General features: G+C 34.9%; 16 protein-coding genes. 3 read left to right on the top strand and 13 right to left on the bottom strand.

The features are described from left to right. Position 1: 1 nt before the first annotated feature. The 6 genes from MHI00_RS03760 to MHI00_RS03735 all read right to left on the bottom strand — a co-directional run bounded on the left by MHI00_RS03760 (position 2) and on the right by MHI00_RS03735 (position 6,157). Positions 2 to 1,303, bottom strand: coding sequence for a pyrimidine-nucleoside phosphorylase (locus MHI00_RS03760; RefSeq protein ID WP_010051433.1), 1,302 nt, complete (start codon positions 1,301 to 1,303; stop codon positions 2 to 4). Positions 1,304 to 1,565: 262 nt separating this feature from the next. Further along, a complete protein-coding gene (locus MHI00_RS03755; RefSeq protein ID WP_010051432.1) occupies positions 1,566 to 2,573 on the bottom strand; it encodes a LacI family DNA-binding transcriptional regulator in 1,008 nt (335 codons plus the stop codon). A gap of 656 nt (positions 2,574 to 3,229) precedes the next feature. Continuing rightward, a complete protein-coding gene (locus MHI00_RS03750) occupies positions 3,230 to 3,598 on the bottom strand; it encodes a DUF1304 domain-containing protein (protein ID WP_010051431.1) in 369 nt (122 codons plus the stop codon). Positions 3,599 to 3,616: 18 nt separating this feature from the next. Beyond that, the gene (locus MHI00_RS03745) at positions 3,617 to 4,555 is read right to left on the bottom strand and encodes an NADP-dependent oxidoreductase (RefSeq protein WP_010051429.1); all 939 of its coding nucleotides are present in this window, start codon (positions 4,553 to 4,555) and stop codon (positions 3,617 to 3,619) included. Positions 4,556 to 4,594: 39 nt separating this feature from the next. Then, a complete protein-coding gene (locus MHI00_RS03740; RefSeq protein ID WP_010051427.1) occupies positions 4,595 to 5,026 on the bottom strand; it encodes a MarR family winged helix-turn-helix transcriptional regulator in 432 nt (143 codons plus the stop codon). A 159-nt stretch (positions 5,027 to 5,185) separates the two neighbouring features. Further along, positions 5,186 to 6,157 (bottom strand): NAD-dependent epimerase/dehydratase family protein, encoded by a 972-nt coding sequence (locus MHI00_RS03735; protein ID WP_015077288.1) that lies wholly within the window; start codon positions 6,155 to 6,157, stop codon positions 5,186 to 5,188. Positions 6,158 to 6,285: 128 nt separating this feature from the next. Between MHI00_RS03735 and MHI00_RS03730 the strand changes: the two genes are divergently transcribed. Further along, positions 6,286 to 7,458 (top strand): AraC family transcriptional regulator, encoded by a 1,173-nt coding sequence (locus tag MHI00_RS03730; protein ID WP_341111188.1) that lies wholly within the window; start codon positions 6,286 to 6,288, stop codon positions 7,456 to 7,458. A 353-nt stretch (positions 7,459 to 7,811) separates the two neighbouring features. After that, positions 7,812 to 8,375 carry an LOG family protein gene (locus tag MHI00_RS03725; protein ID WP_010051421.1) on the top strand — a complete coding sequence of 188 codons (564 nt, stop codon included), beginning with the start codon at positions 7,812 to 7,814 and terminating at the stop codon, positions 8,373 to 8,375. Positions 8,376 to 8,440: 65 nt separating this feature from the next. On the opposite strand, the gene gorA is transcribed toward MHI00_RS03725, so the two are convergent. The 5 genes from gorA to MHI00_RS03700 all read right to left on the bottom strand — a co-directional run bounded on the left by gorA (position 8,441) and on the right by MHI00_RS03700 (position 12,413). Next, positions 8,441 to 9,793: a glutathione-disulfide reductase gene (gene gorA / locus MHI00_RS03720; RefSeq protein ID WP_010051419.1), complete on the bottom strand. Its 1,353-nt coding sequence runs from the start codon at positions 9,791 to 9,793 to the stop codon at positions 8,441 to 8,443. Between the two features lie 154 nt (positions 9,794 to 9,947). Further along, positions 9,948 to 10,328, bottom strand: coding sequence for a VOC family protein (locus MHI00_RS03715; protein WP_010051418.1), 381 nt, complete (start codon positions 10,326 to 10,328; stop codon positions 9,948 to 9,950). Positions 10,329 to 10,468: 140 nt separating this feature from the next. Further along, on the bottom strand, positions 10,469 to 10,840 hold the full coding sequence (locus MHI00_RS03710; RefSeq protein WP_015077292.1) for an MmcQ/YjbR family DNA-binding protein: 372 nt from the start codon (positions 10,838 to 10,840) through the stop codon (positions 10,469 to 10,471). A 217-nt stretch (positions 10,841 to 11,057) separates the two neighbouring features. Further along, positions 11,058 to 11,444 carry a GyrI-like domain-containing protein gene (locus MHI00_RS03705; RefSeq protein ID WP_119906820.1) on the bottom strand — a complete coding sequence of 129 codons (387 nt, stop codon included), beginning with the start codon at positions 11,442 to 11,444 and terminating at the stop codon, positions 11,058 to 11,060. Positions 11,445 to 11,501: 57 nt separating this feature from the next. Next, positions 11,502 to 12,413, bottom strand: coding sequence for a helix-turn-helix transcriptional regulator (locus tag MHI00_RS03700; RefSeq protein ID WP_341111177.1), 912 nt, complete (start codon positions 12,411 to 12,413; stop codon positions 11,502 to 11,504). 194 nt (positions 12,414 to 12,607) lie between these two features. On the opposite strand from MHI00_RS03700, the gene MHI00_RS03695 reads away from it, so the two are divergent. Then, positions 12,608 to 13,090 (top strand): siphovirus Gp157 family protein, encoded by a 483-nt coding sequence (locus MHI00_RS03695; protein ID WP_010051414.1) that lies wholly within the window; start codon positions 12,608 to 12,610, stop codon positions 13,088 to 13,090. Between the two features lie 91 nt (positions 13,091 to 13,181). On the opposite strand, the gene MHI00_RS03690 is transcribed toward MHI00_RS03695, so the two are convergent. Both MHI00_RS03690 and MHI00_RS03685 read right to left on the bottom strand, forming a co-directional pair. Beyond that, positions 13,182 to 13,664, bottom strand: a complete 483-nt coding sequence (locus tag MHI00_RS03690) for a tetratricopeptide repeat protein (RefSeq protein WP_015077295.1) — start codon at positions 13,662 to 13,664, stop codon at positions 13,182 to 13,184. Further along, the gene (locus MHI00_RS03685; RefSeq protein WP_135056535.1) at positions 13,665 to 14,756 is read right to left on the bottom strand and encodes a D-alanine--D-alanine ligase family protein; all 1,092 of its coding nucleotides are present in this window, start codon (positions 14,754 to 14,756) and stop codon (positions 13,665 to 13,667) included. Positions 14,757 to 14,783: the final 27 nt, after the last annotated feature.

Genomic DNA, 14,783 nt, shown 5'->3' with positions numbered 1-14,783 from the left:
TTTATTCAGTAATAATTTGATGAATCAAGACAGGTTCGTCTGCGGTTTCAGCTATCGTAATGCTTTCGTAAATCTTCGCTTTAACGTCTTCAACATCAGGACTATTTGCATAAATAGTTACTAATGTTTCTCCTTCAACAACTGAATCAGCTACTTTTTTTCGTAACATTAAACCAACTGAAAAATCAATTTGATCTTCTTTTGTGCGACGGCCTGCACCTAAAATCATAGCTGCTATGCCTAATTGATCCGCAACCATCTCTGAAACAACGCCAGATTTTTTCGCTGGCAAATCAATAACATATTTAGCTTGTGGTAATTTTTCTGGATGATCGATGACAGAAGCATCGCCACCTTGATTGCGAACCATCACTTTAAATTTCTCAATCGCTGCTCCAGATTGAATCGCTTCTTCTAACATTTTACGTGCTTCCTCTAAGGTTTCAGCTTTCTTAGCTAAAACAACCATTTGGCTCCCTAACACATAAACCATTTCCATTAAATCCTCTGGTCCTTGACCATTTAAGGCATCAATTGCTTCTTTAATTTCTAATGAATTTCCAATAGCTAAGCCTAATGGTTGCGACATATCAGAAATGATTGCCATTGTTTGACGATTAGCTAATTTGCCAATTTGAACCATCGTGCGTGCCAAACGTTCTGCATCTTTTTCATTTTTCATAAAGGCACCATCACCTGTAGTCACATCAAGTACAATCGCATCAGCACCTGCGGCAATTTTTTTACTCATAATCGAGCTAGCAATTAAAGGAATCGAATCAACTGTACCTGTTACATCTCGAAGTGCATATAGTTTTTTATCTGCTGGAGCTAAATCACCCGATTGTCCAATAACGGCAACTTGATCGCGGTTGACAAATTCAATGAAATCTTCATTTGATATTTCAACATTGAAACCTGGAATGGCTTCTAATTTATCAATTGTTCCACCTGTATGACCTAAGCCACGTCCAGACATCTTAGCAACTGGAACTCCCACTGCTGCAACTAAAGGCGCTAAAACGATTGTTGTTGTATCACCAACACCTCCGGTTGAATGTTTATCAACCTTAATGCCTTTAATTGCCGACAAATCAATCATTTCGCCAGATTCAGCCATTGCCAAGGTTAAGTTTGCTATCTCTTCATTGGTCATGTCGTTAAAGAAAATCGACATTGCTAAAGCACTGACTTGATAATCAGGTATTTCATCCTTTGTATACCCAGTAACAACAAAGTTAATTTCAGCTTTTGTAAGTTCTTTTCCGTCACGTTTTTTCTCAATAATGTCAACCATTCTCATTTTATATTCTCTCCTTTTTCCTATTTATCTTGCTCTTCTATAGTATACTAGTAAAACGTTTTACTTAAAAATAAAAAGACCTTTTTTACTAGATAATTCCCTTATCTTACAATTTAAGACTTAGTAAAACGCTTTACTAGCTGTGTAAAAAAAATGAATCTTGGGATTTGATTCATCTCTGTTGGGAATTTCTTTACCAGAAGTAAAACGTTTTACATTTATGGAAAACGCTAACAAAGTGATATTAGCATTATTTAGAAAATTAATCAAGCTTTTTGGTACTATTTTTTTTCATCAATTTTGTATCAAAATATTTGTTGGGAATTTTCTCTTTTGGATTATTAATGTTATCTACTAAGAACTTTGCAGCAAAGTAGCCAATTTCAAATATCGGCTGTCTTACTGTTGTTAAGGCAGGTACCATATAATCGGTTAATTCTAGACCATCATAGCCAATCACTGAAATATCCTCAGGAATTTTTTTTCCAACTTCATTAATTGCTCGATAAGCACCAACTGCCATCTGATCATTTCCACAAAATAGTGCTGTTACATCTTGTTTTAAGATTTTTTGTGCACCTTCATAGCCACCTTTAATGGTTAAAGGCTCATTTGTCACAAATCTTTCTTGATAGTCTATCCCATGGTTCATTAAGCATTTTTGGTACCCTAGGAAACGATCTGTAATTTCATAAAAACTCGTTTCATTTCCCAACATACCAATTTTAGTGTGACCTTGGTTGATTAACAATTCAACTGCCTCATAGGCTCCTTGAAATTCATTCGTGATTAATTTCCCCTCATCACGTTCATTTAACCCACGGTCAATTAAAATATAAGGAATTTTTTTCCGTCCACGATCATCAATTAACTTAGGAACATGAATCGGATTAGGACTGGCTAAAATAATCCCTTCCACAGAACGGTGCAACAACTCATCAATATAGATATTTTCTTTTTCTGAACTATGATTTGAGTTGCACAATAATATCATAAAACCTAGCTCGTTTAAGTAGTTTTCCACACCTTCAATGACCTTAGAAAAAAATAGATCTGTTACATCTGGCACAACCATGCCAATCGTTTTTGTTCGTTTACTAATCATATTTTGGGCAAAATAATCGGCTTTATAATCATATTCGGCGACAACGTCTAAGACTTTTTTTTTCGTTTCTGCACTAAAACGTTCGCCTTTATGATTTAAGATTTGCGAAACTGTTGTAATCGAAACACCTGATAATCTCGCTACATCCTTAATCGTTATTTTCATTAAACTAATTCTCCATTCATCTACTAATTTAACTATGTTAATCAGAAACAATTTCACCGTAATTATAGCACACTCTTTTTAGATTGACTTTAAATTCTATTTAGACCTTCTAAAAGAATTTAAAGTCAATCAAAAAAGTTTGTTGAGCCGTTTAACCCTGGCAAGAAAATAGGGAAATTTGATAGGACGCTTCCTATCCTCTCGAAATTTCAACTTTTTCTCGAAGGACTGGCTCATAAAAACTAACATAAAAAAAAGTTTACGAATTAAATTCGTAAACTTTTACAACTGATATTACTTACCTGAAAAATGACGAATTTCCCCTTAAAAAATACGTAATTTATTGAAATAGGTAAGAGCATGTTAGTTAAGTCATTCTTTGACTAACTAGTATAATTCTATTATACTCTTATTTTCATTTTTTTCTTTTCTATTTTTCTATTAATAAAAGAGAAAATTGAAAAATTAGAAACTATTCAGCGATTAGAGATGTTATTTATAGTACAAAAGGCTTAGTAACAACAACCTTTTAACCAGATCATTCACTAGTTAGATTTAGCTTCAATCATCAGTTTATTTTTTCCTAATTTAATGCAATTTTTAATTCAAACTATTAAGCATAATAATTGACAAGTAAAAAGGATGACACTCGCCTATTAACTAATTAAAACGAAAATAAAAGCTAGAATCGCTGGTAGCCCCTGTTTAATTAAGATTCCTTTATTTGCTGTTAATGAACCGTATACGGCTGCAACAATAACACAGCCTAAGAAAAATAACTGAACACTTAAAGCAAATTCAGCAGGTACAAAGAAAAGTCCCCAAAATAATCCTGCTGCTAAAAAGCCATTATATAACCCTTGATTAGCCATTAAGGTTTTGACATTTTTTTGTTGTAAAAATTCTTTTTTTAAGCCAAATGTTTTTTGGGCATTTTCACTTGTCGAAAAAAACATTTCTAAAGCCATGATATAGACATGCTCTAAAGCGACAATGAGTACCAAGATAAACGCTACAGTTTCCATATTTTTCTCCACACTCTCTTATTTAAATTCAATGACAATTTTACCAACAGCATGATGTGTTTCACTTAGTGCATGTGCATCATATAGGCCTTCTTGTGAGAACGGGAAGGTTGCTCCAATAATGGATTTGACTTTACCAGCTTCCATTAATTCCGCAATTTTACTTAGCTGTTCGCCATTCGGTTTTAACCAAATGCTATCAAAATAAACATCATATTTTTCAGCTAAACCTTCTTCAGCAGCTCCAACAATTGAAATCATCCGGCCTGTTTTAGGTTTCAAGACTTTAAAACTGTCGATTTGACTAGCACCACCCATTGTATCAAATACAACATCTACATCTTTTAATAGCTCAACAAAGTTTTCAGTTCGATAATCAATCACTTGATCAGCACCTAAAGATTTAACTAAGTCATGATTTTTTTGACTAGCTGTTGTAATTACTTTAGCACCTGCTTGTTTAGCTAATTGAATAGCGTACGTTCCAACACCACCAGCTCCAGCATGAATTAAGACAGTTTCTCCAGCTTTAAGTTTGCCGTGGTCAAATAATGCTTGCCATGCTGTCAAACCAGCCAATGGAACTGCTGCTGCTTCTGAGGAAGTAACATTCTCAGGAATTTTGGCAAGTAAATTTTCGTCAACTGCTGTGTATTCTGCGTATGTTCCAAAACGAGTTGTTTCAGGACGTGCAAAGACACGATCGCCAACTTTCCAGTCCGTTATATTTGCTCCAACTTCACTAATTGTTCCGGCAACATCCCATCCTAAAATAATTGGAAACTCCCAAGGCATCATTTGTTTTAAATACCCTTCACGTAATTTCCAATCAATTGGATTAATCGAGGTTGCTTCTTCTTTTATAATTACCTGGTTTGCTTCAGCTTTTGGTGTTGGCACCTCTGCTAATTTCAACTCTTCTTTTCCACCATAATTTTCAATAATAACTGCTTTCATATACTCTCTTCCTTTCGTCTTTAAGTGTTTTTTTATTCTTTAGTTTTTATTCGTTATATTACGAGATATTTGATGAAACGTACCTTCTAAGACTTCGATTTGTTCTAGCGATAGATTTGCAAAAATCTGTTCTTCATATTGATTTTTTTCAGCAATTAACTTTTTTAGTTGATTTTGGCCATCTTGTGTTAAAGCAATTCGTAAAAAGCGTTTATTTTCTTGATCTTTAATGCGCGTAATCAATTTTTCTTCTTCAAGTTTTTTTAAATGTCTAGTAATACTAGCTGCATCAATGCCGAGTTTTTGTTGAATATCTTGTTGACACATATTAGCTGTTTGAGAAATCTGATAAAGAATTTCTAACTTCGTATAACTAATACCTGTTTCTTCTTCAAAGGCACCATTCATTTCTTTATAAAGCAAATTCATTTTATAAAAAAGACGCGAATAGCGACCACATTCAATCGTCATATGCTACTTCCTTTCATCTTGTATAGTTGACCCATCAACTATACTACTCTCATTTATCTTTTTTGGCAAGATAGGTGCTCAAAATAATTTTTTTATTCGTTTAATCAAAAAAATTTTAACAAAAAGAACTCGTTCTCTTTGTTAAAATTTTGGATTTATTTAGTCTTCAACACAGCGTTTTAAAGTTTCTTGAATTGAAGCAATGACATCATAGCGTTTAACATTTAAAATTGGAAACGTATCTTCTGGATTTAAATATAAATCGTATTCTTGCATTTTAGCTGATTTTGTTGAATGAATACCGTGTTCAAGTCCAGCTTTATCAGCTTCTAGATCAATGCCTTCATAAATTGCTTTTACGTCTTCATATGACACAACTGGTACTTGAGTATCTTGTCCTAAAGCATCCACCATCATTTGATAAAATTCTTGATACTTCATGTTTGTATCACCGATTGCATAAGTTGTTCTGTGAACACCATTTTCTAGCGCACCAACGGCTGCTTCTGCAACTTGTTCAACTGTTACCATGGCTGTTCCACCTTTTAGTGCTGGGAAAACGGCTTGACCTTTAATTTGATCAGTAAACATTTTCCAAAGTGGCATTCTACCAGGCATAGTTCCGAAAATATAAGGCAATCGTAACGAGGTGACAACCATACTTCCATCTCCTTCAGCGAAAGCAATTTGTTCTTGAAGCAGACGTGTATTTGGATAAGCTTCAGCTTTTAACTTTTCTTCAGGTAATCGTTCAGCGAATTCAGCAAAATATGAACCAAAAACGACAAACTTTTTGACGCCAGCTTTTTTTGCTAGATTGGCTAATCGTTGTGTTGGTAAGACATTTGCTTCGTAAAAGAATTTTGAAGCTGGTTTTTTTGGAACCATTCTTTCATCTGCTCCGGCACCATATATAAATCCTTCACAACCTTTTAATAATGCTAGAACTTCATCATCTGACATCTCATTTATATTTCCTAATGTGATTTCCACTTCAGCAGGCAATAAGCCTTCTTCTGGTAATGGAGGTAATGCTGCTGTTACAACCTGATAGCCTCTTTTTAATAATTCTTTTGTTGTATAATACCCTAAAAATCCAGTCCCACCTAATACAAAAACTTTTTTACTCATACTACTGACCTCCCATTTATGTTTGAACAAACATTCACAATATATTTATAGTATAATCTATTTAGAACTAATTTATCGGACAGATATTCCTTATTACTTATCCTAAATCAACAAAAGGAGTTAGAACCATGAATCAACTACCAGAATTTTCTATGAGCGATTTTATTGTTACTAAAGAGATTTATCGACAACCTACGACTAAAGCGAGCCAAATGTATATCCAATTTATTTTTGTTACCCAAGGTCAAGGTTCTATGCAAGTAAATGACCAGGAATACCCTTTAAAAAAAGGCAGTTTATTGTGGCTCTTTTCTTATCATGTTTACCACTTACAGGAAGTTGAGGAGGAGTTGCATTTTATTACCTTTCAGCTGTCCTTAAATTTAATTTTATTTTCAACATTTACAACTCAAACAACTGAAAAGCACCTGCGTTTTTTTGAATATTGGGATACACCTGCTCTTACTAGCCACGGAGAAGATTTTCTGTACTTAAATCAAGTTTTTTCCCATGCTTTTACTGAATATCAACAGCAACAAAATTTTTATGAGCTCTCCCTTGTTTCTGATTTGTATCAAGTAATTGTTTGGTTTGAGCGAAGCGTTCGTCAACAAAGAGAAGCCGAAAAAGAATTACGCAAGACAAGTTCTGATATTCTTCTATATTTAAGTCTTCATTTTAGTGAGGAACTGACTTTAACCAAAATTACCAATCAATTTAAAACAACACCTCAAACAATTAATCGAAGGCTTAAGCTACTGACTGGAAAAACCTTTACTGAAAATCTAGCGAGCATTCGTATGAATAACGCGGTTGCTTTACTAAAATTCGATGAGTTAACGATTGCGTATGTTGCAAACTATGTTGGATACAGCTCGATTCCTAGTTTTAATAAACAATTTAAAGCCTTGATTGGTTGCTCACCTAGTAAGTTAAAACAAAGGGCCTTTACTCATGAATCAAATTCTTTTCGCTTTCAAAATACAATGTCGTATGAGATTTATACATATATTACGACAAATTATATGAAAGATATTTCAGTTAAAAGTGCGGCTAAATATTTTTATGCAAGCCCAACATCTATTAATCAAATCTTATTGAATGAGTTTTCGATGACTTTTAACTCCTTATTAGAATTTACCAGAATGTTATTTGCCCGCTCTCTCTTACTTTGTTCAACGAAAAAAATAGAAGCTATTTCAGAAGCTTGTGGGTATCTTTCAATCCGAACTTTTAATCGCAGTTTTTTAGCTTTTTGGGGCAACTCACCTAAAAAATATAAAGAATCTCTGACTAAATAATTCTACCAAAAAGTACCTATTTTTTTTAAGTGGTATTTGATATACTGGATAGAATGAATTGAGAGTATTGGCTGGTGGCTCAACAAACTTTTTATCAGGCCAGTTCTTTTGAACCAGTCCTTCGGAAAAAAGATGAATTCCCAAAAAAGTAAAAAGACACTTTTATTGGAATTCCCTATTTTTCTGACAGGCCTTAACGGCTCAACAAACTTTTTATCAAGGCCAGTTCTTATGAGCCAACTCCTCGAGAAAAAGATAAAAATTCGAGAGGACAAAAAACGTCCTATCAATTTTTCCTATTTTCTTGCCGGAGCTAAACGGCTCAACAAACTTTTTAGTTAGGAAGTGTTTTAATGAAGCGTATTGCTGTGTATTGTGGGTCCAAGCTTGGGAATCAAGCTGTTATTGCTGAGGATGCTAAAAAATTAGGGGCATTGCTTGCAGAAGAAAATATTGAACTCATCTATGGTGGATCAAATGTTGGGTTAATGGGTATTGTTGCCGATGCTGTTTTGGAAAATGGCGGCTCTGTTATTGGCGTATTGCCGACCTTTCTTAAGGATAGAGAAATTGCTCATGAACATTTAAGCCAATTAATTATTGTCGATAATATGCACCAACGGAAGGAAAAAATGTTGGAATTAGCCGATGGTTTTATTGCTTTGCCTGGTGGTCCTGGAACTTTGGAAGAACTTTTTGAAGCTTTTACTTGGGGACAAATTGGCTTACATCAAAAACCTTGTGGTATTCTAAATAGTGCCGGTTTTTATACGCATTTGGAAGGACATTTTAAACAAATGGTGGAAACTGGTTTTATGACTGCTGAAAGTCGAAAAGGTATCTCAATTGCTACATCACCTGCCGAATTATTAAAACATTTTACCGCTTATCAAGCTCCTCCTGTTAAAACTTATTAACTAAAATACCCGCTAGCTTAGAGAAATTTCTTTCCAAGCTAGCGGGTATTTTTCATTTTCATGGATTAACGCATTGTTACAAATTCTTCTGCTCCGGTTGGATGAATGGCAACAGTATCATCAAAATCAGCTTTTGTTGCGCCCATTTTAATTGCTACTGCAAAGCCTTGAATCATTTCGTCCACTCCGTACCCAATTCCATGGAGACCGACAACTTTCTCATTCGGTCCAGCGCAAACTAATTTCATACGACATAATTGGCGATGTTCAGTCACAGCTGTATACATCGAAGTAAAGCTTGATTCGTAGACTTTCACTTGGTTTTCACCATATTTTTCAATTGCTGCCGGTTCGGTTAAACCAACTGTTCCAATTGGAGGATGGCTAAACACGACTGTGGCAACATTGCGGTAATCTAGGTGTTCATTAGGTTTATTATTAAATAAACGTTCGGATAATCGACGTCCTGCTGCTACAGCGACAGGGGTTAATTCTAAATGCCCTGTAATATCACCGACTGCATATATTCCTGCAACAGAGGTATTTTGAAATTTATCAACTTTAATGTGACCTTTTTCAGTTAAGGTCACAGCTGTATTTTCTAATTTCAAGGTTTCTGTTACTGGAGTCCGCCCAATTGCCCATATGACTTGGTCAACAACGTAACTTTCACCATTTTTCAAGTGTAACGTCAGGCTTTTATCCTTATTCTTAGTAACTTCTTTAATTAATGAATGAGGATGCAATGTTGGTCCTTCTTTAGCCATGGATTCAACTAAGCCATCCACAACATAGGGATCAAAACTACGCAATGGTTTGTCATGTCTAATAAATAAATGTGTGTCGCTACCTAAACCATGTAACACACCAGCTACTTCAACGGCTATATAACCTGCTCCTACAACAGCTACTCGTTTTGGCAACTCTTCTAAAGCGAAAAATCCATCTGAATCAATTCCCAGTTCAGCACCTGGAATCGTTGGCCAAGTTGGTTTGCCTCCTGTTGCAATTAAAATATGCTCTGCTGTCAATAATTCACCATTGACTTCGATTGTGTGTTCGTCAACAAAGGTCGCATAACCTTTAATGACATCAACTTTATTATTAGCTAAACCACGATCGTAAGATTGATGAATACGGTCAATATAAGCTTCACGACTAGCAATTAATTTTTTAAAATCAAAATTGTCCACAGTAACATCGTAACCGTAGTCTGGTGCATAAAGTTTCATAGCCTCGGCGATTTGTGAGCCATACCACATCACTTTTTTAGGTACACACCCCACATTGACACAGGTGCCGCCTAATTCTTTCGCTTCAATTAATGCACATTTCATTCCGTAACTAGCAGCTCTATTGATTGAAGCGATCCCGCCGCTTCCTCCGCCAATTGCAATATAATCATATTTTTTTGTCATTTGTGACCCTCCAACTTTTATTCTCTTACTTAGTATAAAGAACTTTTTTGAAAAAGTAAATTTTCCAGATTTATCTCTGTCTAAAATCATAAAAAAGCTTCTCTGATAAATTTTAACGCGTAAAATTTATACAGAAAGCTTTTTTAAAGTTTGATTAACTTAATGGGAAAAATAAACTAATTAAATTTCCATCACAATCTTCCAGGATGCAGTAACGTTGTCCCCAAAAGGCATCCCAAGGTGCTTTTACACTTTTATAGCCTTTAGCAATAGCTTTTTCATGGAGTTGATTGAGTTCGTCGCTACTTTCGCATAAAAAGGCCAATTCAACCCGTTGTCCTTTAGGCTCTTCTTGTTCGCCAAAAATTGGTGTCACCATTTTTTCCGTGTTAAAAGAAAGGCGGATGCCTCCTTGATTAATCTCGACGTAGTCTTCTTGATTCGCCGTAACTGGGAATTCAAATCCTAATGTTCGATAAAAATCCAATGATTTCTCCATATCTTTCACAATAATACCAATCATATCTAATTTCATTTTTAGTTCCTCCTTGTTAGTATGTTGAACTCGCAGTTTTAGCCACGCCTGAAAAATAGGAAATTCCAAGAAAAGTGTCTCTTTACTTTTTTGGGAATTTATCTTTTTTCTCTAGTGGCTTGCGAGTGAAACTACCCTCGTTAGTCTTTTTCAGTTTCAAATTGCGCTCTGACTTTCTTTGGTAACTTACCTAAAACTAAAAAATAAGCGGCTTCTAAACTATTCTCTAGCAAAGCTTGGGGTATTTCTGGACTAGCTAACTTCGCTGAAATCCAATGGGTTTTATTGACATGGTAACCTGGAATAATATCTGAATACAGTTCTTTCAATTCTTCATTTCTGGCAGGATCGCCCTTAATTGTTAAAAGATTTTCTCCGGTACTCGTTCCTAAAATAGCAAATATTTTTCCGCCAATAAGGAAGGTAAAGGCTTGCCATGCATCTTTATAAACGATTTCTGCTCCTGGTAATGTTGCTATAAGTTTCTCGATCCATTGATATTCAGGTTTCATCTTTTGACCTCCAAATCACTTATTTAGTGTAGTATAACAAATTCATAAGCAAAAGGATTGTAAAAAGGCGACATTTTTTTAAATAGTTGTTGGCGAATAATTTTTTAACTTTACTAGAATGGTTCTTTTGTTGAAAAATAAAAAAGCACTAAAAGTAAATAATAACAAACACATTATTCATTCCTTTCAGTGCTTTAATTCGATAAATGTCTCTCAGCTACATTTTTAACGCAATATAAATTTTAACTTTTCCATCATTTTGATAATGTTCAAAATCAGTTGTATAGGCGCGGTTTATATCCATGCTCCAGATTTTCTCCCACATTTTGGCTACACCTGCTTGGCCTTCTAACACTTCAAATTCCAAGTAGTCTCCTGCAACTAAAACAACTGGTTCTGCTGTTTCAAATTGAACTGGACTAGCTAGGATAAAATCGTAATCGCCTCGGTAGTCACTTGCATAATTCGTATAAATTCCATAACATTCGCCTGCTGGTTTTATTTTCACAAATTTTTGCCACGCGATACCAATTGGCGCTGGATTACTATTATTCGCACGACCCGTAATTCCATATACTTTTTTTTCTGTTAATTTTCTTTGCATAGTAACAACCTCCTTGTTGTTCCTTAACTATAACAGCCTTACCTTGACAGCAGTCTGTCAGCTTTCAAGCATAGCTTTAATTTCAACTTGGCGTTGCTCTCTGAGCCATTCTGGTTGGATAATTTGAAGATGTTTGCCAAATGTAAGCAGAAAAGGAATATAATTTTGGCTAGGGCTGATTAGGGTCGTGACTTGAATCCGACCGTCAGGTAATTCGGTCAATTCTTCTTCAACATAAAAATCTACTAATTTACCTAGTTGATTCCCATCAAATATAAATATAGCCTGCTCCTTGGCCGTTTCTTCTTGCCTATTAGTTTCGCGACTTTTAGGCTGAAAACGATCTACTCCACTGACTTCTTCTAATTCCATTATGCGCGTTAATTTAAATTGACGTTCGCCCTCACGTAAGTAACAGTAGGCATCTAAATACCAACTTCCATTAATAAAACGAATTTCTAATGGTTGAATCTTACGTTTTGAGGTCTCGGCTGTTCCTGAAATATAATCAATCATAAGCTCTTTTTCCTCTGTCAAGGCGCGCAATATTTGCTCTAAACGCTCTTTAACAAAAGCATCAATTTCAGGTCGGTGCTGTGTCGCGCTGGCTAATGAAATTGGCGAAGAATCTGCAGCTTTTTCGGTTGTCAATAAAGCTACTTTTTGAATTAAATCTCCTAAGTGCGGGACTTGTAGCAGCTCTTCTTGCATTTTCAAGCCAGCTAGTAGACTTAATTTTTCTGTCTCAGCAAATGTAAAATGTGAAATCTGATAATTCTCCATTAATGTAAAGCCACCATTTTTACCGGGTAATGAAACGACTGGGATTCCTGCAAATGATAAGGAATCCATATCTCGATAGATGGTGCGTTTACTGACGTTAAATTCTAGGGCTAATTCTTCAGCTGGGATTATTTTTTTATGTAATAATCGGATTAAAATAGCAAACATCCGCTCAATTTTTAACATACTCCACCTAACTTTCATATATTCTAAAGGCCTGACTGACGCAATTTTCTAATCGTTATTTTATTATAACAGATTTAAATTAAATTCACATAATCAAATCGATGACTCATTTTCCAACCTACTTATTTCGATTTTTCTGCTCGCATTATGCCTAAAATAAGCTATACTAAGAAGAAGAAAAGGAGGTGAACATTTTGCGCCTTTATGAATTAACAAGACAGTATGAGCAGCTATTGGGTTTGGCTGAGGAGGAAGAGATTGCTACACAAGTACTGGAGGATACTTTAGAAGCATTAGAGGAAACCATTTATTTAAAAGTTGAAAACACAGCCAAAGTCATCAAAAATTTAGAAGCTGAATTAATTGGTTTTCAAACTGAAATTAGACGGTTAACAAAACGAAAGCAAACACTGGAAAAAATGATTAAACGCTTAAAACTTTATTTACAAGAGGAAATGGAGCGTATGACACTAGATAAAGTCAATGGTGAATTATTTAACGTTCGAATTCAAAACAATCCCCCTAGCGTCGTTGTCATGGATATTGACAAACTATCGGCTTATTATTTACCACAAGAACCAAAGTTAGACAAAGAAACACTTTTAAAAGACTTATCTGCTGGTAAAGAAATTTTAGGTGCTAAGCGCCAACAAACAAGATCCATCCGTATCACTTAATTTGAAAACAACCAATTTGGTTTATATAAAATAGAAAAAGACGGCCCTAGCTATCAGAAAGCTAGTGGTACGTCTTTTTTCACTATCTACTCTACCAGATTTGATCTAACTTATCCGCATAAAAAGCAATTGCTTTTTGGTAGGTTTTAATTTCAGAATCTGTTTCTATCTCACTAATAGTTCGCAATAAAAGCTCCATTGCTTGGCTGTATTCTGCTAAATTGTAATAAGTCATCGCTAGAAAAATTGGATAAACTTTATTTTCTGGAAATTTTTTTAAGGCTTCGAGATAGAGTTGTTTTGATTTTTGGTATGCACCAATTGTCCGATAGGTACTGCCTAATCCTAAATAGGCTTCGCTTAAATCAGACTCTTCTAAGCCCAACTGGATAGCCTTTTCATAATACGGAACAGCCTCGACTTCTAAGCCCGCCGTATCATGACTCCAAGCACATTGATATAAAAGTTCAGCATTATCTGGATTTTGAGCAATTAATTCTTTTAATAGTTGACAAGACGCAGCATAGTCTCCATTTTGTCTAAATTCAATTGCTTGTAGACGTTTTATTTTCATTTAGTTCACCTGATTTAAGTCAATTTTTCGTTGGATTTTTGCTTCTTTAGCAAATTCTTCCAGCGCCAATTGAATTAATCTTTCCACTAAGCCACCATATGAGATGCCGGAAGCTTGCCATAATTGAGGATACATACTAATATTTGTAAATCCTGGTAATGTGTTCACCTCGTTTATATAAATTTCTTCTTGATTCGTCAAAAAGAAATCAATGCGAGCCAAGCCTTTACATTCTAATAATTTATAAGCAGCAAGGGCTAATTTTTTTATTTTAAGTGTACTTTCTTCAGATATTTTAGCTGGGATTTCTAACACAGCTCCACTTTCATCTAAATATTTCTCTTCATAAGAATAGAAATTGGATTCATCAGTTGAAATACTGCCTAGATTAGAAGCTAGTGGATTTCCATTGCCTAGCACGGCACATTCAACTTCCTTACCAATTAACTCTTCTTCAATGATAATTTTAGAATCATATTTAAAGGCTTCTATCAGCCCATTCTTGAAACTAATTTGATCGACTGCACGGCTAACACCAACTGATGAACCTTGGTTAGCAGGCTTAATAAAAACTGGAAAACCTAGTTCATTTTCTACTTGAGAGACTAGATCTGGAGCTATTTCACCAGTTTTGACAGTGATACTTTTAGCTGTTTTAAAGCCATTATAGTTTAAAACTTGTTTACTAAAATCTTTATCCATACACAGAGCAGAGCTTAGTACACTACTCCCAACAAACGGTTTGTTTAATAATCTAAAAAAGCCTTGAATGCTTCCATCCTCACCTAAGTTACCATGTACTATAGGGAAATAAACATCAATTTCATTGGCTTGATTGTCAAAAGGTTGACTAATTAAATGGCTTAGAGTCGTTTCATTTCCATGATTGTTGACCGTTTCGCCGTCTCCAATCAATAATTGCTCTGATTCGTCAAAGTTTAGTAATTTCCCCTCATTTGAAAAAGCAAAAAGATGTACAGAATATTTATCACGGTCCAGCGATTCTAAAATATTTTTAGCAGATTGTAAAGAAACATGATACTCTGTTGACTTTCCACCAAAAACAACACCGACATTTATTTTCTTATTCATTTATCATTCACTCCTCAGCTCTTTATC

Source organism: Carnobacterium sp. FSL E2-0243 (assembly GCF_038003605.1).
Lineage (GTDB): Bacteria > Bacillota > Bacilli > Lactobacillales > Carnobacteriaceae > Carnobacterium > Carnobacterium maltaromaticum.
The sequence above is the reverse complement of the archived record's forward strand: the minus strand, read 5'-3'. Positions and strand labels throughout refer to the sequence as shown.

Excerpts from the sequence above, each read along its gene's own strand:
- MHI00_RS03745 (WP_010051429.1), bottom strand. The coding sequence starts at position 4,555 with ATGAAAGCAGTTATTATTGAAAATTATGGTGGAAAAGAAGAGTTGAAA.
- MHI00_RS03715 (WP_010051418.1), bottom strand. The coding sequence starts at position 10,328 with ATGAAATTAGATATGATTGGTATTATTGTGAAAGATATGGAGAAATCA.
- MHI00_RS03685 (WP_135056535.1), bottom strand. The coding sequence starts at position 14,756 with ATGAATAAGAAAATAAATGTCGGTGTTGTTTTTGGTGGAAAGTCAACA.
- MHI00_RS03755 (WP_010051432.1), bottom strand. The coding sequence starts at position 2,573 with ATGAAAATAACGATTAAGGATGTAGCGAGATTATCAGGTGTTTCGATT.
- MHI00_RS03690 (WP_015077295.1), bottom strand. The coding sequence starts at position 13,664 with ATGAAAATAAAACGTCTACAAGCAATTGAATTTAGACAAAATGGAGAC.
- MHI00_RS03725 (WP_010051421.1), top strand. The coding sequence starts at position 7,812 with ATGAAGCGTATTGCTGTGTATTGTGGGTCCAAGCTTGGGAATCAAGCT.
- MHI00_RS03740 (WP_010051427.1), bottom strand. The coding sequence starts at position 5,026 with ATGACGATTGAATGTGGTCGCTATTCGCGTCTTTTTTATAAAATGAAT.
- MHI00_RS03760 (WP_010051433.1), bottom strand. The coding sequence starts at position 1,303 with ATGAGAATGGTTGACATTATTGAGAAAAAACGTGACGGAAAAGAACTT.
- MHI00_RS03705 (WP_119906820.1), bottom strand. The coding sequence starts at position 11,444 with ATGCAAAGAAAATTAACAGAAAAAAAAGTATATGGAATTACGGGTCGT.
- MHI00_RS03735 (WP_015077288.1), bottom strand. The coding sequence starts at position 6,157 with ATGAGTAAAAAAGTTTTTGTATTAGGTGGGACTGGATTTTTAGGGTAT.
- MHI00_RS03700 (WP_341111177.1), bottom strand. The coding sequence starts at position 12,413 with ATGTTAAAAATTGAGCGGATGTTTGCTATTTTAATCCGATTATTACAT.
- MHI00_RS03710 (WP_015077292.1), bottom strand. The coding sequence starts at position 10,840 with ATGAAACCTGAATATCAATGGATCGAGAAACTTATAGCAACATTACCA.
- MHI00_RS03750 (WP_010051431.1), bottom strand. The coding sequence starts at position 3,598 with ATGGAAACTGTAGCGTTTATCTTGGTACTCATTGTCGCTTTAGAGCAT.
- gorA (WP_010051419.1), bottom strand. The coding sequence starts at position 9,793 with ATGACAAAAAAATATGATTATATTGCAATTGGCGGAGGAAGCGGCGGG.
- MHI00_RS03730 (WP_341111188.1), top strand. The coding sequence starts at position 6,286 with ATGAATCAACTACCAGAATTTTCTATGAGCGATTTTATTGTTACTAAA.